28 protein-coding genes are annotated in these 18,633 nt (G+C 58.4%); 2 read left to right on the top strand and 26 right to left on the bottom strand.

The features are described from left to right. Window positions 1-22: 22 nt before the first annotated feature. The 5 genes from sat to BTUS_RS00990 form a co-directional block, all read right to left on the bottom strand. Window positions 23-1,201 (bottom strand): sulfate adenylyltransferase, encoded by a 1,179-nt coding sequence (gene sat / locus BTUS_RS01010; protein WP_041303522.1) that lies wholly within the window; start codon window positions 1,199-1,201, stop codon window positions 23-25. 7 nt (window positions 1,202-1,208) lie between these two features. After that, the gene (locus tag BTUS_RS01005) at window positions 1,209-1,970 is read right to left on the bottom strand and encodes a sulfite exporter TauE/SafE family protein (protein WP_013074265.1); all 762 of its coding nucleotides are present in this window, start codon (window positions 1,968-1,970) and stop codon (window positions 1,209-1,211) included. Window positions 1,971-1,992: 22 nt separating this feature from the next. Continuing rightward, window positions 1,993-2,676: a phosphoadenylyl-sulfate reductase gene (locus BTUS_RS01000; RefSeq protein WP_041304603.1), complete on the bottom strand. Its 684-nt coding sequence runs from the start codon at window positions 2,674-2,676 to the stop codon at window positions 1,993-1,995. A gap of 266 nt (window positions 2,677-2,942) precedes the next feature. Next, window positions 2,943-3,851 carry an arginase gene (gene rocF / locus BTUS_RS00995; RefSeq protein WP_041304600.1) on the bottom strand — a complete coding sequence of 303 codons (909 nt, stop codon included), beginning with the start codon at window positions 3,849-3,851 and terminating at the stop codon, window positions 2,943-2,945. A 19-nt stretch (window positions 3,852-3,870) separates the two neighbouring features. Beyond that, the gene (locus BTUS_RS00990) at window positions 3,871-4,464 is read right to left on the bottom strand and encodes a stage II sporulation protein M (protein WP_013074262.1); all 594 of its coding nucleotides are present in this window, start codon (window positions 4,462-4,464) and stop codon (window positions 3,871-3,873) included. Window positions 4,465-4,651: 187 nt separating this feature from the next. On the opposite strand from BTUS_RS00990, the gene pdaB reads away from it, so the two are divergent. Continuing rightward, window positions 4,652-5,404 (top strand): polysaccharide deacetylase family sporulation protein PdaB, encoded by a 753-nt coding sequence (gene pdaB / locus BTUS_RS00985; protein WP_013074261.1) that lies wholly within the window; start codon window positions 4,652-4,654, stop codon window positions 5,402-5,404. 49 nt (window positions 5,405-5,453) lie between these two features. Here pdaB and BTUS_RS00980 read toward each other — a convergent pair whose 3' ends face one another. Continuing rightward, on the bottom strand, window positions 5,454-6,044 hold the full coding sequence (locus BTUS_RS00980) for a KinB-signaling pathway activation protein (protein WP_013074260.1): 591 nt from the start codon (window positions 6,042-6,044) through the stop codon (window positions 5,454-5,456). 92 nt (window positions 6,045-6,136) lie between these two features. Here BTUS_RS00980 and gerD point away from each other — a divergent pair, with 92 nt between their 5' ends. Continuing rightward, window positions 6,137-6,814, top strand: a complete 678-nt coding sequence (gerD, locus tag BTUS_RS00975; protein WP_013074259.1) for a spore germination lipoprotein GerD — start codon at window positions 6,137-6,139, stop codon at window positions 6,812-6,814. A gap of 104 nt (window positions 6,815-6,918) precedes the next feature. Here the strand turns inward: gerD and BTUS_RS00970 are convergent, their stop codons facing one another. From BTUS_RS00970 to rplF, 20 genes are all read right to left on the bottom strand, one after another. Further along, window positions 6,919-8,013 (bottom strand): Mrp/NBP35 family ATP-binding protein, encoded by a 1,095-nt coding sequence (locus BTUS_RS00970; RefSeq protein ID WP_013074258.1) that lies wholly within the window; start codon window positions 8,011-8,013, stop codon window positions 6,919-6,921. A 118-nt stretch (window positions 8,014-8,131) separates the two neighbouring features. Next, a complete protein-coding gene (rpsI, locus tag BTUS_RS00965; protein WP_013074257.1) occupies window positions 8,132-8,524 on the bottom strand; it encodes a 30S ribosomal protein S9 in 393 nt (130 codons plus the stop codon). 5 nt (window positions 8,525-8,529) lie between these two features. Further along, entirely contained in the window at window positions 8,530-8,982 is a 453-nt protein-coding gene (gene rplM / locus BTUS_RS00960; RefSeq protein WP_013074256.1) for a 50S ribosomal protein L13, read from the bottom strand. A gap of 26 nt (window positions 8,983-9,008) precedes the next feature. Continuing rightward, window positions 9,009-9,842, bottom strand: coding sequence for a tRNA pseudouridine(38-40) synthase TruA (gene truA, locus BTUS_RS00955; protein ID WP_013074255.1), 834 nt, complete (start codon window positions 9,840-9,842; stop codon window positions 9,009-9,011). Window positions 9,843-9,963: 121 nt separating this feature from the next. Then, the gene (gene rplQ / locus BTUS_RS00950) at window positions 9,964-10,329 is read right to left on the bottom strand and encodes a 50S ribosomal protein L17 (protein WP_013074254.1); all 366 of its coding nucleotides are present in this window, start codon (window positions 10,327-10,329) and stop codon (window positions 9,964-9,966) included. A 29-nt stretch (window positions 10,330-10,358) separates the two neighbouring features. Then, window positions 10,359-11,303: a DNA-directed RNA polymerase subunit alpha gene (locus tag BTUS_RS00945; RefSeq protein ID WP_013074253.1), complete on the bottom strand. Its 945-nt coding sequence runs from the start codon at window positions 11,301-11,303 to the stop codon at window positions 10,359-10,361. 81 nt (window positions 11,304-11,384) lie between these two features. Further along, on the bottom strand, window positions 11,385-12,011 hold the full coding sequence (rpsD, locus tag BTUS_RS00940) for a 30S ribosomal protein S4 (protein WP_013074252.1): 627 nt from the start codon (window positions 12,009-12,011) through the stop codon (window positions 11,385-11,387). A gap of 57 nt (window positions 12,012-12,068) precedes the next feature. Further along, the gene (gene rpsK / locus BTUS_RS00935; protein ID WP_013074251.1) at window positions 12,069-12,476 is read right to left on the bottom strand and encodes a 30S ribosomal protein S11; all 408 of its coding nucleotides are present in this window, start codon (window positions 12,474-12,476) and stop codon (window positions 12,069-12,071) included. A 35-nt stretch (window positions 12,477-12,511) separates the two neighbouring features. Continuing rightward, on the bottom strand, window positions 12,512-12,880 hold the full coding sequence (rpsM, locus tag BTUS_RS00930; RefSeq protein WP_013074250.1) for a 30S ribosomal protein S13: 369 nt from the start codon (window positions 12,878-12,880) through the stop codon (window positions 12,512-12,514). Window positions 12,881-12,969: 89 nt separating this feature from the next. Next, window positions 12,970-13,083, bottom strand: coding sequence for a 50S ribosomal protein L36 (gene rpmJ / locus BTUS_RS00925; protein WP_013074249.1), 114 nt, complete (start codon window positions 13,081-13,083; stop codon window positions 12,970-12,972). A 101-nt stretch (window positions 13,084-13,184) separates the two neighbouring features. Beyond that, on the bottom strand, window positions 13,185-13,403 hold the full coding sequence (infA, locus tag BTUS_RS00920) for a translation initiation factor IF-1 (protein WP_013074248.1): 219 nt from the start codon (window positions 13,401-13,403) through the stop codon (window positions 13,185-13,187). Further along, the gene (locus tag BTUS_RS00915) at window positions 13,403-13,735 is read right to left on the bottom strand and encodes a KOW domain-containing RNA-binding protein (RefSeq protein ID WP_013074247.1); all 333 of its coding nucleotides are present in this window, start codon (window positions 13,733-13,735) and stop codon (window positions 13,403-13,405) included. The genes infA and BTUS_RS00915 overlap by 1 nt, the downstream gene beginning before the upstream one ends. 17 nt (window positions 13,736-13,752) lie before the next feature. Then, window positions 13,753-14,499: a type I methionyl aminopeptidase gene (map, locus tag BTUS_RS00910; protein WP_013074246.1), complete on the bottom strand. Its 747-nt coding sequence runs from the start codon at window positions 14,497-14,499 to the stop codon at window positions 13,753-13,755. Further along, the gene (locus tag BTUS_RS00905) at window positions 14,496-15,149 is read right to left on the bottom strand and encodes an adenylate kinase (protein ID WP_013074245.1); all 654 of its coding nucleotides are present in this window, start codon (window positions 15,147-15,149) and stop codon (window positions 14,496-14,498) included. Before BTUS_RS00905 ends, map begins: the two co-directional genes overlap by 4 nt. Window positions 15,150-15,164: 15 nt before the next feature. Continuing rightward, a complete protein-coding gene (secY, locus tag BTUS_RS00900) occupies window positions 15,165-16,451 on the bottom strand; it encodes a preprotein translocase subunit SecY (RefSeq protein ID WP_013074244.1) in 1,287 nt (428 codons plus the stop codon). Between the two features lies 1 nt (window position 16,452). Next, window positions 16,453-16,896, bottom strand: coding sequence for a 50S ribosomal protein L15 (rplO, locus tag BTUS_RS00895; RefSeq protein ID WP_013074243.1), 444 nt, complete (start codon window positions 16,894-16,896; stop codon window positions 16,453-16,455). Between the two features lie 28 nt (window positions 16,897-16,924). Continuing rightward, window positions 16,925-17,110 carry a 50S ribosomal protein L30 gene (rpmD, locus tag BTUS_RS00890; protein WP_013074242.1) on the bottom strand — a complete coding sequence of 62 codons (186 nt, stop codon included), beginning with the start codon at window positions 17,108-17,110 and terminating at the stop codon, window positions 16,925-16,927. A 12-nt stretch (window positions 17,111-17,122) separates the two neighbouring features. Then, the gene (gene rpsE / locus BTUS_RS00885; protein ID WP_013074241.1) at window positions 17,123-17,620 is read right to left on the bottom strand and encodes a 30S ribosomal protein S5; all 498 of its coding nucleotides are present in this window, start codon (window positions 17,618-17,620) and stop codon (window positions 17,123-17,125) included. A gap of 24 nt (window positions 17,621-17,644) precedes the next feature. After that, a complete protein-coding gene (rplR, locus tag BTUS_RS00880) occupies window positions 17,645-18,013 on the bottom strand; it encodes a 50S ribosomal protein L18 (RefSeq protein WP_013074240.1) in 369 nt (122 codons plus the stop codon). A 53-nt stretch (window positions 18,014-18,066) separates the two neighbouring features. Further along, window positions 18,067-18,606 carry a 50S ribosomal protein L6 gene (gene rplF, locus BTUS_RS00875; protein WP_013074239.1) on the bottom strand — a complete coding sequence of 180 codons (540 nt, stop codon included), beginning with the start codon at window positions 18,604-18,606 and terminating at the stop codon, window positions 18,067-18,069. Window positions 18,607-18,633 lie beyond the last annotated feature (27 nt).

Raw genomic sequence — 18,633 nt, 5'->3', positions numbered from 1 at the left:
TGAAGAGATCGACCGAAGTCGTTTACCGGTCGGTCGACCCGACTTTTTCCCGCAAACCTTCCTGCAGGATTCGGGCCACCTCTGGCCGGGTGAACTCCGGGGGCGGCAAGAGGCCTTCCCGCAGGAGTTCCCGGACCCGGGTGCCAGATAAGACGACGCGGTCTTCCGGGGCATGGGGGCAGGTCTTGGTTGAGGCCATGCCTTCACACCGGCGGCAAAAAAATGCGTGCTCGAAAAACAGCGGGATGATCCCGAGTTCTTCGGCTTTAAACTGTGTAAAAATCCGTTGAGCGTCATACGGCCCGTAGTAGTTCCCGACGCCGGCGTGGTCCCGCCCGACGATAAAATGTGAGCAGCCGAAATTTTTTCTTATCAGGGCGTGAAAAATCGCCTCCCGGGGCCCGGCATAGCGCATTGCGGCCGGAAAAACGCCGAGTATCACCCGCCCGGCCGGGTAATAGCGCTCCAGCAGAGCTTCATAACTGCGAAGCCGTACCTCTGCAGGCACGTCGTCCGCTTTGGTTTCCCCGACAAGAGGATGAAGAAACAGACCATCCACTGTTTCCAGAGCGCATTTTTGAATGTATTCGTGGGCACGATGTATCGGGTTTCGGGTTTGAAACCCCACCACCGTCCTCCAACCGCGACGGTGAAAGGTTTCCCGGGACTCCTGCGGCCGGAGCCAGTAACGGGAAAACACGCCCCGATCCCGCTGTCGGCACATCCAAACCGGCCCGCCGATCCGCCATCCGGGCCGCTGGTATAACCTGGCCACCCCCGGGTGAGCGGCCTCGGACGTGCCGTAGACGTGTTCCGCCTCCACCCGGGAATCCACGGGATACAGGTCCTGGATGACCATCCACCCATACGGAAGACCATCTCGACCTGTTAAAGCCACGCGTTCCCCCGCGTGAATCCGCCTGGCGAAATCTTCGTCGACCGCCAGAGTGACCGGCAAACTCCAGACCGTGCCGTCCTGCAGGCGCATCTCGGCCACCACCCGCTCATAATCCGCTCGAACCATAAAACCGGTCAAAGGAGAATAGGCACCCACCGCGATCAATTCCAGGTCGGCCAGAGATTCCTCAGGAAGAGTCACAGTTTTGCCCGACAGCAGCTCTCGCTCCCACTCTGGTGAAGAATCCGCTGTTCGATCTACCAGGTGCCCGCCGTGAGGCGCCACCAATGTCGTCACGGTCATCGCTCCTTTACAACAATTTCAACCCCGAGACCACCAGCATGACGGTCAGCCCGAGGCGCACGATCCGGTCGGGAACTCGCTTGGACAATCGGCTGCCGAGTACGATGCCCGGTAAAGAGCCGACGAGCAGCCAACCCACCAGGGGCAGATCCACCGTCCCGGCGGCAAAATGCACCAAACCCGCCACTGCACTCACAATAAATGCATGGGCGATATCGGTGCCGACCAGCCTGGACGCGGATACGGGATAAAGAAAGGTCAACAGCGCAATAAACAATGACCCGCTCCCCACCGAAGTCAGGCCGACAATCCCCCCGCCCACCACACCGAGCGTGACCAGCTTCCAGGCCGCCGGTCGGGACATCTCTCCACTGCCCCCACCAGGACCCGGGATGGCTGCTCGAAGAAGGAGCACGGCACTCACAACCAAAAACGCAAGCCCGAGAACCCGACTCATTATTCCCTCAAAACCCGGGCCAAACCATCCGTGAAAGATTTGGACGCCTGCTGCACCGGCCACCGCCCCCGGCACGCTCCCCGCCGCCAAAACCTTAACCACCCGAAGATCCACTGTGCCCTGGCGCCAATGTTGCCACGCCCCCACAAATTTGGTGATCGATGCATAAACGAGGTCTGTCCCCACCGCCACCGAAGGGTGAACACCGAAAAGGAGGATCAACATCGGGGTCATGAGGAACCCTCCCCCCATGCCCGTAAAGCCGATGAGTAAACCCACCGCAAACCCGCCGAGGGAAATCTCCAGACCCACTAACCCTCCCTCCCGATTCGAGCTATCCGTGAAGTCCACATTCTGTCTTGTCAAAGCCGGCCCATCGACCGGCCCGGGGATCTTCCCCCGGCCGCACCGGACGTGTGCACGGGGCGCAGCCGATGCTCGGATATCCGCGATCGTGCAAAGAATTGTACGGGACCTCGTGTGTATGCACGTAATTCCACACCTGCCGGCTGTCCCATCCGGCCAGGGGATTCACTTTGATCAGCCCGAACTTACGGTCCACTTCGACGACTTTGGCTCCGGCCCGGGTCGGGGATTGTTCCCGACGAATCCCCGTCACCCAGGCATCTTGTTCCGCCAAGACGTCGCGGAGGGGCTCAACTTTGCGCAGTCGGCAGCACGTATTGGGGTCCCGGGTCCAAAGCGCCTCGCCGTATTCGACTGCTTGTTGGCGCAGATCAAGTTGAGGAGTTACCCGCCGGAGGTTCGGCCGGTACCGGTCCACGACGCGATCTCGGACCTCGTAAGTTTCCGGGAACAACAGCCCCGTATCCAAATAAAAAATTTGGACATGGGGGAGAATTCTTGTCGCCATATCCAGCAGTACCACGTCTTCGACTCCAAAGCTGCAAGCCAACGCAATGCGAGGAGAGAACCGCTCCAGGGCCCACTCCAGAATCTCTTCGGGCGGGCAGCCCTCCAGACCTTCCGCCCAAGCCCTCACTTCCTCCGGGCTCATAACGGGAACACGGGTGACATGCTCCACGATCGCACCTCCATTTCGAATGATCTGCGGTTCTGACCGGCTTTACCACGATACGGGCACGGGCCCAGGATTGTGCCTGCCCTTTGCTCAATTCTATTATCCGAATAACAAATATGTTTAATTGGAATATGGGGATATAATAACCCTACTATTTAAATCAAGTCAATAGGATTTTGGCGGGCAAAGGGCAAAAAAAATACACCGGGTGTTTCGCCGGTGACCCCTTTCGCCCTTTTCGCTCAAGAATCCGGCAGGATCTTTTTCCCCAGAGCCGAGCACAACAGGTCCACCGCCATCTCGGCCGTCCGGTTGGCGACATCCAAGATCGGGTTGACCTCCACCACGTCTACGGAACACAAGACTCCCGCTTCGGCGAGAAGTTCCATGGCCAGGTGTCCTTCTCGGTAAGTGATCCCTCCCCGCACCGGGGTTCCCACCCCCGGGGCGGTCATGGGATCCAAGGCATCCAAATCCAAACTCAGATGAACCCCGTCTACGCCCCGGGACGCGATGCGGATCGCCTCTTCCATCACCGCTCCAATGCCCTGCCGATCGATCTCATGCATGGTGAACACGCGCAGCCCCGACTTCCGAATCAAGCGCGCCTCACCTTCATCGATAGACCGGGCGCCAACAAGAACCACATTTTCCGGTCGAACCTTCGGGGCAAACCCCGCCACCCGGGTCAGACCGGGGTGTCCGAGCCCCAGAGACGCCGCCAGAGGCATTCCGTGGATATTGCCGGAGGGAGTGGTTTCCTGGGTATTCATATCCCCATGGGCGTCGAACCAGATCACCCCGACCCGCGCCTTGGCCAATGCCACGCCGGCCAGAGAACCGATGGCCAAGCTGTGATCTCCGCCGAGGATCACGGGCATCGACCCGCGTTTGAGGACTTCCGAAACCCTGGCTGCAATCTCCTCGCTGACACGTTCAATTTCTGGAAGATATTTCAACTTCGGATCTTGGATTTCCTTGGCCTCGGGTTCCGGCACCGACACGTTGCCGAGATCCTGTACCTCAAACCCGAGGGCCCTCACTCGGTCCTGAAGACCCGCATACCGAATGGCACTGGGCCCCATGTCCACCCCTCGGCGTCCCTGCCCCAGATCCAACGGGACGCCGAGGACCTCGATTCTGGCCACCATCATCCCCCCACCCCCACCTCTAGCCCTGCAATACGTAGCGGCTCAACAGATACGGCGTCACGGTGCCTTCCACCACGGCGGCGACTGCCAGCATCACCACCGCCACCCCAGCCGCCCGGAACGCATCTCTCCATCCCTGAAAAAACGCCTCTCTTCGAGTGTACCCATTGGCGGGACGCCACCATCCCCAGCCCAATTTCAAACCGAAGGCCGCGGCGATTAAAAACGCGGGGATCTCAAAAATCCCGTGGGGCAGGATCCCGTATAGCAAAACGGACCCGACAGGCACCCCCTGATGATGGAGCGTCGCTAAGACGAACCCGATCAAAGCCCCATTGCCAAAAACGCCAACGATGGCAGGGATTCCGGCGAGAATCCCCGTCAACAGGAAAAATATAGCGACCTTGGCGTTATTGAGAAAAATCACCATAACCGTGTAGGCGGGGTTGTCGACTGCCCGCACCTGCCCTGCCAGGTCCCGGATCTGGGTCAGTTGCGACATAAGAACTTGTCGCAGGGGATCAGATGCCAAGTATCCCGTCGCCACCCCGACTGCAAAAATCACCACCGCCGTCCACAGGTATCCTCGATTGATCCAAATCCACCGCCCCATGGGTTCACCCCCGTTGCAATCTCCCGTCCCGTGCTGCGTCCTTTCGAGGTCAGGCGGCCGCTGCCCTGCCGGAATCCCCCGAATGAAATCCGGCGCATGAGGGCTTAATCTCTTATCCATGCTATACCTTGTGCACAAAGCATACCCATATGTACAAACTGCAGACGGTGCAAGGGAGGGACAAGCGATGTTCGTCATCTGGCGTGCGAGGACATTGACACAGATCCTTATCGCCGCCGCCACGGTCGTACTCTTCATGGCCGTATTTTACTGGCAGAGCGGAGCCATCGCGACATTGGTTGGCCAACAACCGCCGTCCGCCATCTACAAAGTGGATACCAACCGAAAAATCGTAGCCCTGACATTCGACATCAGTTGGGGAGATCAAATGGCTCCCAAAGTATTGGATGTCTTGAAAAACAAAGGTGTGACAAAAGCGACATTTTTCCTCTCCGGGCCTTGGACCCTACAAAAATCAGCGATCGCCAAGCGGATTCGGGACATGGGCTATGAAATCGGCAGCCACGGCTACAAACATGACAATTTTACCGAACACAGCAATGACTGGATCCGCAGTCAAGTCACCAAGGCGGAGCAAGCGATTTATGACGTTACAGGAGTCAAAACTCGCTTGATCCGCACCCCGAACGGCGATTTTGATAAGCGGGTTTTGCGCACCCTCCACGACATGGGTTATACGGTGATCCAATGGCACACCGACTCGTTGGACTGGAAGAACCCTGGCGTTGGCGCGATCGCCCAACGGGTCTTAACACGGGCGGTACCCGGCGACATCATCTTGCTGCACGCCAGCGACACTTGCAAACAGACCGACCGGGCACTTCCGGCCATCATCGACGGCCTACGACAAAAAGGATTCGAGTTTGTCACCGTTTCGGAGCTGCTTCAGGACGCTTCACCCAAAAGCAAACTTGAGTGAGCCCCAAGCCAGGAAGAAACCGGGCCGCAGGGGCCCGGCGTCCGAAACGTTACCGAGGATCCGGCTGCACATCCCGTCGCCCGTCCTTGGAAGGGGCGACGGGATGTGCAGTGAGGCGGCGTAGGACGAATAGCAAATACGTATTGCACACCAAAAGAACGATGCCGATCTGGAGAGTCGGCATGCCCGTTCCCGCTTTCAACGCCGGAAACCACTCCACAACGGTAAAGACAAACAGATAGAAGAAGCCGGGGATAAAAGCCCGGATTCCCGATATCAAGGCCCGAGCTCCGGCCGCCACCAGGGCCCAAGTCAAGGGAAACAGGGCGTAAGTGACGTAAGGTGTCCACCCTCCCGCTCCCCCGGCTGCCAGGTGGCGGGCGTAGACCAGATCCACCGCGACAACCACCACAAGGAAGAGCTGGACGGCATCCCAAAAAGCCCGGGGGAGAAAGCCTTGAATCAGGTAATTCAAGGTTAAATAAGCCCACAGCCCCATAAGGCTGGTCGCGCTGATAAATCCCCCCACAATCGCCCCGTGCAGCGGGTCGATGTGGGTTACAAGAGCAGCAATTGCGCCCGCGGACACGCCCACAATCACTGTGGTGCCGATGAGAAAAAACAATCTCTGAAGATTCACATCCGCATCCTCTTTCTTCCCGGCAAAGTCTCGAATAACGACCGTTTGCCCGCCCATATTACAACTGATGATCGGAGGGAGGTGGACGGTCTATGAGACGTGGGTGGCGATGGATGTTCCTTCTGGGCCTGTGTGCCGTTTCCCTGGCTGAAGGATGTGCACGATCGTCCGGTCCTGAGCCCCAGCAAGGACAGCACCCTTATCAAGAAACCAAGAGTATGGTGCTGGATATTCTCCATTCTAAAGAAGGAATGGATACCCTGCGCCAAACGGTTCAGAGCCAGGAATTCAAACGGTCTCTGATCCTGTCCGATGCCGATATGCAAAAAGCCCTCACCACCGCCCTCACCCAGGGCGAAAACAAAAACTTGCTGCAACAACAACTTCAGCAACCCCAGTTCGCAAAAGCTTTGGCTGACGCCTTGAAGGAGCAAAATCGCCAGTTGTTGAAAGATCTCATGAAAGACCCTGAATACCAGCAGATGATGCTCGATTTGATGAAAAGCCCAGACTTTCAAAAGCAAATCCTGAGCCTCATGTCTTCCCCGCCATACCGCCAGCAAACCATGAAAGTGATGCAGGAGGCCCTTCAGAATCCGAGTTTTCGACTGCTTTTTACGGATAGCCTGAAACAGGCCGTACGAGAAATAGGCCCTCAGGCCGGGCAAGGCAAACAAGGGGGACAGGGCGGCCAGCAACAAGGAGGCGGACAATCCTCCGGGGGCGGCGGGGATCAGGATCAGCAGAGTCAAGATATGGGCGGAGGGTGAACCGGGCAGCCCCGGGGAAGAGGCACGGCCCAGCACCCCGCGTGGCGGCCCTTCCTGTCTGCCTAATGGGATGCCCCTCCGCGCCTTGTCCAAGACGGCTCGCTTCAACCGGCTAACCCGGCGGACACCAGCCCCCCCACAATCTTCGCCAAATCGTCGAAAGCCTGGCCCGCGGGGGTATCGGGCTCGTAAAGGCCGGTCTCCCCAAGGGTCTCTGGCTGTAGCGGGATCTGGGCCAGCACCTTGACCTTAAGCTCATCCGCTACCCGCTGGCCTCCGCCCCGGCCGAAAAGTTCATCCCGGCCGCCGCAATGAGGGCACACCCGATAGGCCATGTTCTCCACAACGCCCAGAATTTCGTGGCCGGTCTTTTTCGCCATCATACCGGCCCGCACGGCCACGTCTGCGGCGTTGCGCTGCGGAGTGGTCACGATCAACTCCCCGGCTTTGGGCAACAATTGATGGACATCCAAGGCGACATCGCCAGTGCCAGGAGGAAGATCGAGCAGCATAACGTCCAGGTCCCCCCAGTGGACTTCGGCAAAGAAATTTCGCAGCATCTTGCCCAGCATCGGTCCGCGCCAGATCACCGGGGTATTCTCTGGGACAAAAAAGTTCATCGACATAATCTTGACACCCTCGGCCTGGACCGGCATGATCAGCTCATCAATCACCGTCGGTTTTCGATCCGCCGCTCCGAACAGGCCCGGAATGCTGAACCCGTAGATGTCTGCGTCGATCACACCCACTCGGTAACCGTCCCGGGCCAAGGCCAGGGCGAGGTTCGCCGTCACCGTGGATTTTCCAACTCCACCTTTGCCACTGGTGACCGCCACAAAACGGGTCTGCACATTGGGCCGCAGCAAGGGCGGTACATCTTCAACCCCCTGAGACCGTTCAGCCCCGGTGCCCCCTTGGAGTACATCCCGGAAGCGGGCCCGCTCCTCGTCGGTCATCGTCGCCAGAATCACTCGACAGTCGGTGACCCCCGGCAGGTTGCGAACCGCCTTTTCCACTTCATCTTGAATCACCGTATGCAAAGGACACCCTTTAATCGTTAACGCCACCTCAACGGTGACGAACCCGCCGGCAATCTCCACTTTTCGAACCATCCCGAGGTCGACAATGCTGCGATGCGCTTCCGGATCTTGGACGGGCCGCAACGCATCAAGCACCGTCTTCTCTGTCAGTGCAGCCATGGCTTTCGCCCTCCTTTAGGGCATTGTACCCCACTGCTTCAGGAAAAGACAACGAGGAAAGCACTGCCTTTCACCGCAAAAAAGAGCCCGTGACGCTTGGGCGCCGACGGGCTTGTGGTTAACGTTTGGAGAATTGGGGAGCGCGGCGGGCTTTTTTCAACCCGTACTTTTTGCGCTCCTTCATGCGGGGATCCCTGGTCAACAATCCCGCCCTTTTCAGCGGCGTGCGAAGGTCGGGATCGACTTTCAGAAGGGCTCGGGCAATGCCGTGACGGATGGCCCCGGCCTGACCTGAGATCCCGCCGCCTTTTACATTCACGTGAACGTCGTAGCGGTTCAGGCTGTCCGTGAGAATGAGCGGTTGTTTTACCATTAATTTCAACGTCTCAAGGCCAAAATACTCTTCCAATGGCCGCCGGTTGATCAGAATCTGCCCATCCCCAGGGTAAAGCCGCACCCGGGCGACAGACTCCTTCCGTCTCCCGGTTCCCCAATATTGCACCTGTGCCATAGGCGTCACTTCCCTCCTCTCACCGTTCCGGGCTGCCACGGAACGGGCTGCTGGGCTTCGTGGGGATGATCCGGACCGGCGTACACTTTTAATTTCTTCAACTGACTTCGGCCCAACGGATTGTGTGGCAACATGCCTTTTACGGCGTAATACAGAATGCGTTCGGGATATCGGGCAAGGACGTCCTTGGCCCGCATCTCTTTCAACCCGCCAGGATAGCCGGAATGCCGCCGATACAGTTTATCCGTCCACTTTTTACCCGTAAACACGACTTTATCCGCGTTGATGACAACAACGTGATCTCCCGTGTCCACGTGAGGCGTATACTCGGGCTTGTGCTTTCCGCGCAAAATGACGGCAATCTCCGAGGCCAAACGGCCTACCGTCTGCCCGGTCGCGTCAATCACGTACCACCGGCGTTTCACGTCCTCCTTTTTCTGCATGAATGTCGTTTGCATGAACTGTTTCCCTCCGCCCTATCATTTCAACCCTCGTGGTTCCATGGGCCGAAAACTCCATGCTCATTGTACTGAGCTGCCGCAGTCAAGTCAAGAAAACCGCTCCAAGCTCGGGTGAAATCGCCCGTCTCATAGTACACGTCCCACAAGGTCAGCCCTTTAGCAGGGGCCGTCACTCCCGCCGCCCGACGATCCCGGGCGGCCAAAATCCCGGAGATAGACTCGACCGATCGCTTCCCGATCCCCACCTCCACCAGGGTGCCGACCAGGATGCGGACCATCTGGTACAGAAAGCCGTTGCCAAACACGTAAAGGTGGACAAAAGGCGGCTCCTCGGCCAGGCGGATGGCGTATACCGTCCGCACCTTGTTCTGTACCGGAGTGCTGGCGGCGCAAAAGCTGGTATAATCGTGAGTCCCTGCAGCCGCGAGGGCCGCCCGGCGCATCGACCCCAGATCCATCTGAGTCGGTACGTGCCACGTATAGCGGCGGAGAAACACCGAGGGATACACCCCTTGATCCAGGGTGTAACGATAGCATTTGCCCACTGCGGAAAAACGCGGGTGAAAGGACTCCGGCGCCGGTTCAAGATTGGATACCACCAGATCTTCCGGCAGCCGCCGAAGCAAAACCCGCTCTAATCGCTGCCAGGGAATCGGTCCCGGCCACTCGAAGGCGATCACCTGTCCCCGGGCGTGCACTCCGGCATCTGTCCGCCCCGCCCCGACAATCGAAACCTCCCGGCCGGCCAACTCCCCTAAGGCCCCTTCCAGCACCCCCTGAACTGTTCTCAGGCCGGGTTGCCGCTGGAATCCGTGATAATCGGTCCCATCGTAACCCACCTTCGCCTTAACGTACACCGCCGCGCCCCTTTCCTAGCCGGTGGGCCTGGAGCGTCCGGGTATCTCTCCCAAAGCATACGGAAAACGAGGCTTGCCCCCGGAGGACAAACCTCGCCCGCGCGGTTGTTGTCAGAAACAATTATTCCACCAGTTCAAGGTAAACCATGGGTGCAGCGTCCCCCCGGCGCGGACCCAGCTTCAGGATGCGGGTGTAGCCGCCGTTGCGTTCCTGGTACCGGGGTGCAATCTCGCTGAACAACTTTTGCACCACATCCTGATTCGTGTCTTCGTCTGCCGTCTCTTTATAGACAAAAGCCGCCACCTGGCGCCGGGCGTGAAGATCCCCCCGTTTTGCCAAGGTGATCATTTTCTCCGCCACTTTGCGCACTTCTTTCGCCTTGGCCTCAGTGGTGCGAATGCGCTCATACATGAACAAATCTGTGACCAGGCTGCGGAAGAGCGCTTTGCGTGCTGACGAGTATCTTCCCAGCTTTCGATACGACACGGGTACTCCCTCCCTTCTTTCTGCCGACCTTATTCTTCTTGGCGCAAGGCCAAACCCAACTCGGCCAGTTTCTCTTGAACTTCTTCCAAGGACTTTCGGCCGAGATTGCGGACTTTCATCATTTCCTCTTCGGTTTTCGAGCACAATTCGGCCACGGTGTTAATTCCCGCCCGTTTGAGACAGTTGTAGGAACGGACGGAAAGGTCCAACTCCTCGATAGTCATGTCGAGCACCTTTTCCCGGCGCTGCTCGTCCCGTTCCACCAACACATCGCCGGCCCGGGGCTGATCGGTGAGGCCGAGGAATAGGGTGAGGTGCTCGGTGAGGATCCGGGCCCCATAACTGACCGCCTCGTCAGGCCGAATACTTCCGTCCGTCCACACTTCAAAGGTCAATTTATCATAATCGGTCACCTGGCCGACCCGGGTGTTTTCGATACTGTAATTCACCCGACTGATCGGAGTAAAAATCGAATCCATGGGAATGACGCCGATCGGCTGCTCCTCGTTTTTATTCCGGTCGGCCGGTACATAACCCCGCCCCCGGGCGGCTTTAATCTCGGCGTACAGCCGCGCCCCTTCCGCCAAAGTGGCGATATGCAATTCGGGGTTGAGGATGTCCACATCCGAATCGGCTTGAATGTCCCCGGCCTTGATTTCCCCCTCGCCTTCGGCGTCGATGATGAGGGTTTTCTCCTCATCCGAATGGATCCTCAAGGCCAGGTGTTTCAAGTTCAGAATGATCTCCGTCGTGTCCTCCACAACCCCGGGAATGGTCGAAAATTCATGGAGTACCCCGTCGATCTTGACCGACGTACAGGCAGCCCCGGGTAACGACGACAACAGGATGCGCCGCAAGGCGTTGCCCAAGGTGGTACCGTAGCCACGCTCAAGCGGCTCGATCACAAACTTGCCGTAGGTCCCAGACTCGTTGATCTCGACCGTCTCCAATCGCGGCTTTTCCATTTCGATCATCCACGTGACCCTCCTTCTCGACCATCTCGACAGTCCGGTTCGCGGCGATCGGCCGAGAGCCGGGTGGAACTTTACCCGGCATTACCGCGAGTACAACTCGACGATCATCTGCTCCTGTACCGGCGTGTCAATCTCGTCTCGGGTGGGGATACGGAGGACCTTTCCGGAAGCCGTGGCTGAATCCCGGTCGAGCCACGCAGGCACCGTCCTGCTGTCGGCGGTCTCTACCAGCTCTTTGAGCCGCGGGGATTCCAGGCTCTTTTCCCTCACGGCCACAACGTCCCCTTCTTTCAGTTGGTACGAAGGAATGTCCACCCGGCGCCCATTCACCGTAAAATGACCGTGACGCACCAACTGCCTCGCCTCAGCCCGGGAGGCAGCGTACCCCAACCGGTACACGACATTATCGAGGCGCCGCTCGAGCAACTGGAGGAGCACCTCACCGGTGACCCCGTGCTGCCGGTTCGCCTCTTCATAGTAATGTCGGAACTGTTTCTCCAGCACACCGTAAGTCCGGCGAGCTTTTTGTTTTTCCCGCAGTTGAATGCCGTATTCGGACTGTTTCCGGCGGCCCTGACCATGCTGACCCGGTGCGTATCCGCGTCGGTCAATGGCGCATTTGTCGGAATAGCAGCGCTCGCCCTTTAGATAGAGCTTGACGCCCTCCCGCCGGCACAGTCGACAAACCGGACCGGTATATCTTGCCATTCTAGTATAGACACCTCCTGATCATTTGTATACTCAACGAATTGTTCCGGACCCCAATCAGACGCGCCGGCGCTTTGGCGGACGGCAGCCGTTGTGCGGAATGGGGGTCACGTCCTTGATCAGGCTCACTTCCAAGCCCGCCGCTTGCAGCGAACGAATCGCCGCTTCCCGTCCCGCTCCCGGTCCCTTGACATAGACCTCCACCGTTCGCATCCCGTGCTCCATAGCCTTCCGGGCAGCAGAATCGGCGGCCATCTGGGCGGCAAAAGGCGTGCTTTTCCGAGAGCCCTTGAATCCGACGTTCCCGGCGCTGGCCCAGGAAATGGCGTTTCCCGCACCATCGGTAATGGTGACGATGGTATTGTTGAACGTGGACCGAATATGGGCGATGCCCGCTTCAATGTTCTTTCGGTCCCGGCGTTTCATGCGAGTGGCGGTGGCCGCCCTGCGTTTCGGTTTTGCCATAGAGTCCCGTCCTCCTTTCATCTAGATCGTGCACTTTATTTTTTCTTCCCGGCCACCGTGCGGCGCGGCCCTTTTCGTGTGCGGGCGTTCGTTTTCGTCCTTTGTCCGCGCACCGGCAACCCCCGGCGATGCCGCAGCCCGCGGTAGCAGCCGATTTCGGTCAGGCGCTTGATGTTCATCGCCACGTCCCGGCGAAGGTCTCCTTCGACCTTCAGGTTCCTGTCGATGTACTCCCGAAGCCGCGCCACCTCTTCATCGGTGAGATCCCGGACTCGGGTATCGGGGTTCACCCCTGTTTCCCGAAGAATTCGATTCGACATTGGACGGCCAATGCCGTAAATATAGGTCAGGCCGATCTCCACCCGTTTTTCTCGCGGAAGATCCACACCAGCGATTCGTGCCATAGGTTCCACCTCCTCGAGTTCATTGGAATCAGTGAAAGATCCTCACATCCTGGGCTCGTACAACCAAGGCCCGGAGGTCGGGCCTCCAATCAACCCTGGCGCTGCTTATGCTTGGGATTCTCACAGATGACCATCACGACGCCTTTGCGCCGAATCACCTTGCACTTTTCACAGATCGGTTTTACAGACGGACGAACTTTCACGGTGCTCCCTCCTTCCGCCGCCGGGCGCCCATGCATCCTCCGGGCGCCGGATTCCCCGGCCGCCCTGTGAGCGCCTTCGTCCGGACAGTCGCTGAGGCCTGTCACTTATAGCGATACGTGATGCGACCGCGAGTCAAGTCGTAAGGCGACAACTCCACCGTCACGCGATCCCCGGGGAGAATACGGATGTAATGCATGCGGATCTTCCCCGACACATGGGCCAAGATCTTGTGCCCGTTTTGCAACTCGACCCGGAACATCGCGTTGGGCAAAGGCTCGATCACAGTGCCCTCGACCTCGATGACGTCCTCTTTGGCCATCAATCCACTCCCCTTTCTGCGTCTCCGCCGTCTTCTCTGGCATCCTTTGACTGTTCTTGGTGAAAGATCCGAAGGCTGTATCTCAGGTCGGCGTCGGTCACCTTTCCCATTGTATGAAGCCGTTCTAGGACCTTCCCGGCGCGTTTGCCCGTAGGCCGGACATGGAGGACATTTTTCTTTTTCGGTCGCTCCACCGTTCGACCTTGCCCGTCTGCCAGCCAGACCCAGCGGTCTTCAGACCGATCGATCACAACCATATATCGACCGGCCTCTCGTCCCTGCCGCACTTCAACGATTTCGCCGATCTCAGGCGTGGAGTGCACTCTCGCCATCTCCGGCACCACCTCGCTCACAGGCGGGTCAGAATCTCCGGTTCCCCTTCGGTAACGGCGACGGTATGTTCAAAATGAGCCGCCAGCGAACCGTCCACCGTCACCACCGTCCAGTTATCGGGCAGGGTTTTGACGTGGTAGGAACCGGCATTGACCATCGGCTCGATGGCGAGGACCATACCGGGTTTGAGTCTGGGGCCGTGTCCGGGCGGCCCGAAATTCGGAATTTGCGGGTCTTCGTGCATCTCTTGACCCACCCCGTGTCCCACGTAATCGCGCACCACGGAGAACCCGTGTTGTTCGACATAGACTTGAACGGCATGGGAAATGTCCGAAAGGCGGTTGCCGACCACCGCCTTTTCGATCCCTTTGTACAGGGACGCCTCGGTGACGTCGAGCAGGCGCCTGGCCTCTTCGCTGATTGAGCCGACAGGCACTGTGATCGCCGCGTCACCATGGTAACCGTGATACTGGGCACCGATGTCGATACTGACGATATCACCTTCCACCAGTTTCCGGTCGCCAGGAATACCGTGAACCAATTCTTCATTTACAGAGGCGCAGATAGAAGCCGGGTAGCCGTGATAGCCTTTAAAAGACGGTATCGCCCCGTTTTTGCGAATCACGTGATCGGCGATGCGGTCCAGTTCCCGGGTGGTGATCCCAGGTTCCACCGCTTGCGCGGTCTCTTTCAGGGCCAGGGCGACAATCCGCCCTGCTTCCCTCATCCATTCCAGTTCCGCCTTCGACTTGCTCACAATCATGACGGTCGACCTCGCAGAATCTCTTGGATTTGCTGGTAGACTTCGTCGATGGGCTTCTCGCCTTCCACACGTCGGACAAGGCCCTTGGTCTCATAATAGTCGAGGAGCGCATCCACTTGACGAAGGTTCACATCCAGGCGTTTCCCCACCGTATCTGGGGTATCGTCACTGCGCTGATAAAGTTCCCCTCCGCACACATCGCAGATCCCCTCGCGTTTTGGCGGACGGAAAGCGACGTGGTAACTGGCACCACACTGCCGACACACCCGCCGACCGGTGAGGCGCTCCACCAGAGTCTCCCTGGAGACCTCGATGTAGATGACATGGTCTAACGCTGTGGCCAGGGAGTCAAGAATGTCATCCAACGCCCGAGCCTGGGGAACGGTTCTGGGGAAGCCATCCAGCAGAAAACCCTTCTGGTAGTCGGGCTTCGACAAAGTTTCTCGCACAATGCCGATGGTCACATCATCGGGCACCAATTGCCCCTGATCCATATATTGTTTAGCCTTCAACCCCAGTTCGGTTCCCTCGGCCACTGCCGCCCGGAACATATCCCCGGTGGACAGATGAGCGAGCCCATAATCCTTCACGATCCGGGCGGCCTGGGTTCCTTTCCCGGCCCCGGGCAACCCGATGAACACGATCCGCATCTTCATCCCTGCCTTTCATGACCGAATAAAGCCCCGGTAATGCCGCTGCAACAACTGGCTCTCGATTTGCTTCATCGTTTCCAGAGCCACCCCGGTGACGATCAACAGCCCTGTTCCCCCAAAATACAGGTTTAGCCCGGTGAGATTTCCAAACAAGATGGGCAAAACGGTCACCGCCGCCAAAAACAGGGCACCGGCCAAGGTGATCCGGTTCATCACTCGGATGATGAACGCTTCCGTGGCTTTACCCGGTCGAATACCCGGGATGAAGCCGGAGTACTTTCTCATCTGGTCCGCCAGCTGCTGAGGGTTGATCTGGACATACGTATAGAAGAACGTAAACCCGATGATCAAGAGAACCTCCAGGACCAGATAGGTGGTGGATTGATAGCTGAATATCGTCATCACCCAGTCGGCAAACCAATGGCCTCGAAAGAACTGGGCGATGGTCGCCGGGAACAAGAGCAAGGAGGTGGCGAAAATCACCGGAATCACGCCGGCCGCGTTCACCCGCAGGGGGATGTGGGTGGTTTGCCCCCCGTACATGCGCCGTCCCACCACCCGCTTGGAATACTGGACGGGTATCCGGCGCACGCCCTGCTGGACAAAAATTACAGCCATCACCACAATCACGATTCCCACCAACATGAGGACGACCTTCACGATGTTCAGGAACAGTTGGTCCGGATGTTGGTAGAACCAGCTCTGGTAAACGGTCCGGACGGCCCCTTCCAATCGGGCGACAATCCCGGCGAAAATAATGATGGAAATGCCGTTCCCGATCCCCTTTTCCGTGATCTGCTCGCCGAGCCACATCAAAAATGCGGTTCCAGCCGTCAATGTGATCGCGATGACCGCGTAAGTTTCGACCCCGGGGTTCACAATCAGACCCGGCAATGTCCGATTGAACGAAATCGACAGGCCCACCGCCTGTATCAATCCTAACACCACTGTCAAGTAGCGCGTCACCTGGGCCAAACGGCGCCTTCCGTGCTCCCCTTCCTTGGCCCATTCCGCGAATCGCGGAATCACGTCCATCGACAACAGTTGTACAATGATGGAAGCGGTGATATACGGCGTGATACTCATCGCAAAGAGCGAGAAATTCTGCAGAGCACCGCCTGAAAAGGTGTTTAACAATCCAAACACGGGGTTCTCCCCGAGTTGTTTGAGAACCGTGGCGTTTACGCTCGGCACGGGGATGAACGACCCGATTCGAAATACAGCGAGAATGCCGAGGGTAAACAGCACCCGATTCCTGAGATCCCGGGCCTTCCACATGCCCGCGATGGTTTGGAACATGTTAAATCACCTCAGCGGTGCCGCCGGCCGCCTGGATTTTTTCCATGGCCGACTTGGAGAATCCGTTCGCCTTAACCGTGATACTGACTTCCAGATCCCCCTGCCCGAGAATCTTCACCCCGTCCTTTGCCCCTTTGACCAGGCCCGCCTCCCGGAGCATCTCCAGGGTGACCACGGTTCCCGGTGCAAAACGATTCAACTTGCCGACGTTCACCTCAGCCCAGTTTCTTTTGAACGGGGCGTTGCTGAACCCTCGCTTCGGCAGCCGGCGGTACAAGGGCGTCTGGCCGCCTTCGAACCCCGGGCGAACGCCGCCGCCCGAGCGCGCTTTCTGCCCCTTCGTGCCGCGGCCGGCCGTCTTTCCGAGGCCCGATCCGATTCCCCTGCCCACCCGTTTGGGCGCCTTTTTCGAACCAGGCGCCGGCTTGAGATCGTGCAGCTTCAATCGTTCCACCCCCTCTGCGTGCTTTTGATCACTCGGCCACTTCCTCGACCCGCACCAAATGGTCGATCTTTTTCACCATCCCGCGAATCGTCGGGGTGTCCTCGTGCACCACAGTGTCCCGGATTTTACGAAGACCGAGACTACGGACCGTCGCCCGTTGATCTTCTGGTCGGCCGATGGTGCTCCGGACCAGGGTAATGGCCAGTCTCGCCACGATCTCTCCCCCCTATCCCAGGATTTCCTGAAGCGTTTTGCCGCGCAGCCGGGCCACTTCTTCCGGTCGCTTCAATTGTTTGAGCCCGGTGATGGTGGCATTCACCATGTTCAAAGGATTGTTGGAACCCAAGGATTTGGTCAGGATATCCTTCACACCGGCCAATTCCAGCACCGCCCGCACCGGACCCCCGGCAATGACGCCGGTACCCGGGGAAGCCGGCTTCAACAAAACTTTTCCTGCGCCAAAATGGCCCACCACTTCATGGGGGAGAGTGGTCCCCCGAAGCGGGACGTGAAACAGGTTCTTTTTTGCATCTTCGATCCCTTTGCGGATAGCGTCCGGCACTTCTCCGGCCTTTCCCAAACCGGCCCCCACCCATCCGTTGCCGTCTCCGACGACGACAACAGCGCTAAAACTGAATCGGCGCCCACCTTTAACCACTTTGGCCACCCGGTTGATCGCCACAACTTTTTCCGTCAGTTCCAACTGGTTTGGATCAACGCGCATGTCTTCCCCTCCTTCGCCTGTCAATTAGAATTCCAGGCCCGCCTCCCGCGCGGCATCCGCCAGTGCCCGCACCCGGCCGTGGTACAAATACCCGCCGCGGTCGAAGACAACCTTCGAGATCCCCTTCTCCAGCGCCCGCTTCGCCACCAACTCTCCCACCTTACGGGCCGCCTCCACATTGCCTCCATAGCCGATCTGCCCCCGCAATTCCGGGTCCAGGGTGGACGCCGCCACATAGGTATGGCCTTTGGTATCGTCGATCACCTGGGCGTAAATGTGCCTCGCCGAGCGAAACACGTTTAGCCGCGGCCGGTCGGGGGTGCCGAACACTTTCTTACGCACCCGCAGATGGCGCCGATGGCGCGCTTCTTTCCGACTCACACTCGCCGCCATGATTATAACCTCCCTTCTCAGACCAAATGGCGTCTGCAGCCTTCACACGGCCATCACTTCTTTCCGGTCTTACCCACTTTGCGCCGAATCTTTTCGTTTTCGTATTTAATGCCCTTGCCCTTATACGGTTCAGGCTCTCGAATTCGCCGGATGGACGCCGCCACCGTGCCAACCTGCTCCTTGTCGATGCCGCTCACCACCAGTTTGTTGGGAGCCGGGACATCGATTTCGATGCCGGCATCGGGCACCAATTCGACGGGGTGTGAGAAGCCCAAAGACAGGGTGACCTTATTGCCGGATTTCACTGCCCGATAGCCCACGCCCACAAGTTCGAGGTTTTTCTGGAAGCCTTTCGTTACGCCCTCCACCATGTTGGCGATGATGCTGCGGGTGGTCCCGTGCAAACTTTTGTGCAGCTTCTCGTCAGTGGGCCGGGTCACCACAACCTGGTTGCCCTCGATGGTGACGACCATATCTTTGTGGATATTCCGGGTCAGAGTGCCCTTCGGTCCCTTGACGGTCACCGTCTGCCCCTCGATGGACACCTCCACGCCGGCCGGAATTTCAATGGGTTTTCTTCCAATCCGAGACAAGCTCCTTCACCTCCGTTCCCGCCCTCG

It is taken from the genome of Kyrpidia tusciae DSM 2912 (genome assembly GCF_000092905.1).
Classification (GTDB): Bacteria; Bacillota; Bacilli; order Kyrpidiales; family Kyrpidiaceae; genus Kyrpidia; species Kyrpidia tusciae.
Note: the sequence above shows the minus strand (reverse complement) of the source record. Positions and strands in the feature narration are given on the sequence as shown.

Coding starts and splice junctions, on each gene's coding strand:
- BTUS_RS00945 (WP_013074253.1), bottom strand. CDS start 11,303: ATGATCGAAATGGAAAAGCCGCGATTGGAGACGGTCGAGATCAACGAG.
- BTUS_RS00905 (WP_013074245.1), bottom strand. CDS start 15,149: ATGCGGATCGTGTTCATCGGGTTGCCCGGGGCCGGGAAAGGAACCCAG.
- rpsI (WP_013074257.1), bottom strand. CDS start 8,524: ATGGCACAGGTGCAATATTGGGGAACCGGGAGACGGAAGGAGTCTGTC.
- infA (WP_013074248.1), bottom strand. CDS start 13,403: ATGGCCAAAGAGGACGTCATCGAGGTCGAGGGCACTGTGATCGAGCCT.
- rocF (WP_041304600.1), bottom strand. CDS start 3,851: ATGGTGGCCAGAATCGAGGTCCTCGGCGTCCCGTTGGATCTGGGGCAG.
- BTUS_RS00970 (WP_013074258.1), bottom strand. CDS start 8,013: ATGGCTGCACTGACAGAGAAGACGGTGCTTGATGCGTTGCGGCCCGTC.
- rpsM (WP_013074250.1), bottom strand. CDS start 12,880: ATGGCACGAATCGCTGGTGTGGATCTTCCGCGAGAAAAACGGGTGGAG.
- BTUS_RS00915 (WP_013074247.1), bottom strand. CDS start 13,735: ATGGCGAGAGTGCACTCCACGCCTGAGATCGGCGAAATCGTTGAAGTG.
- sat (WP_041303522.1), bottom strand. CDS start 1,201: ATGACCGTGACGACATTGGTGGCGCCTCACGGCGGGCACCTGGTAGAT.
- gerD (WP_013074259.1), top strand. CDS start 6,137: ATGAGACGTGGGTGGCGATGGATGTTCCTTCTGGGCCTGTGTGCCGTT.
- map (WP_013074246.1), bottom strand. CDS start 14,499: ATGATTGTGAGCAAGTCGAAGGCGGAACTGGAATGGATGAGGGAAGCA.
- rpsE (WP_013074241.1), bottom strand. CDS start 17,620: ATGCGCGTTGATCCAAACCAGTTGGAACTGACGGAAAAAGTTGTGGCG.
- rpsD (WP_013074252.1), bottom strand. CDS start 12,011: ATGGCAAGATATACCGGTCCGGTTTGTCGACTGTGCCGGCGGGAGGGC.
- rpsK (WP_013074251.1), bottom strand. CDS start 12,476: ATGGCAAAACCGAAACGCAGGGCGGCCACCGCCACTCGCATGAAACGC.
- rplR (WP_013074240.1), bottom strand. CDS start 18,013: ATGGCGGCGAGTGTGAGTCGGAAAGAAGCGCGCCATCGGCGCCATCTG.
- BTUS_RS00990 (WP_013074262.1), bottom strand. CDS start 4,464: ATGGGGCGGTGGATTTGGATCAATCGAGGATACCTGTGGACGGCGGTG.
- secY (WP_013074244.1), bottom strand. CDS start 16,451: ATGTTCCAAACCATCGCGGGCATGTGGAAGGCCCGGGATCTCAGGAAT.
- BTUS_RS01000 (WP_041304603.1), bottom strand. CDS start 2,676: ATGAGCCCGGAGGAAGTGAGGGCTTGGGCGGAAGGTCTGGAGGGCTGC.
- pdaB (WP_013074261.1), top strand. CDS start 4,652: ATGTTCGTCATCTGGCGTGCGAGGACATTGACACAGATCCTTATCGCC.
- rplM (WP_013074256.1), bottom strand. CDS start 8,982: ATGCAAACGACATTCATGCAGAAAAAGGAGGACGTGAAACGCCGGTGG.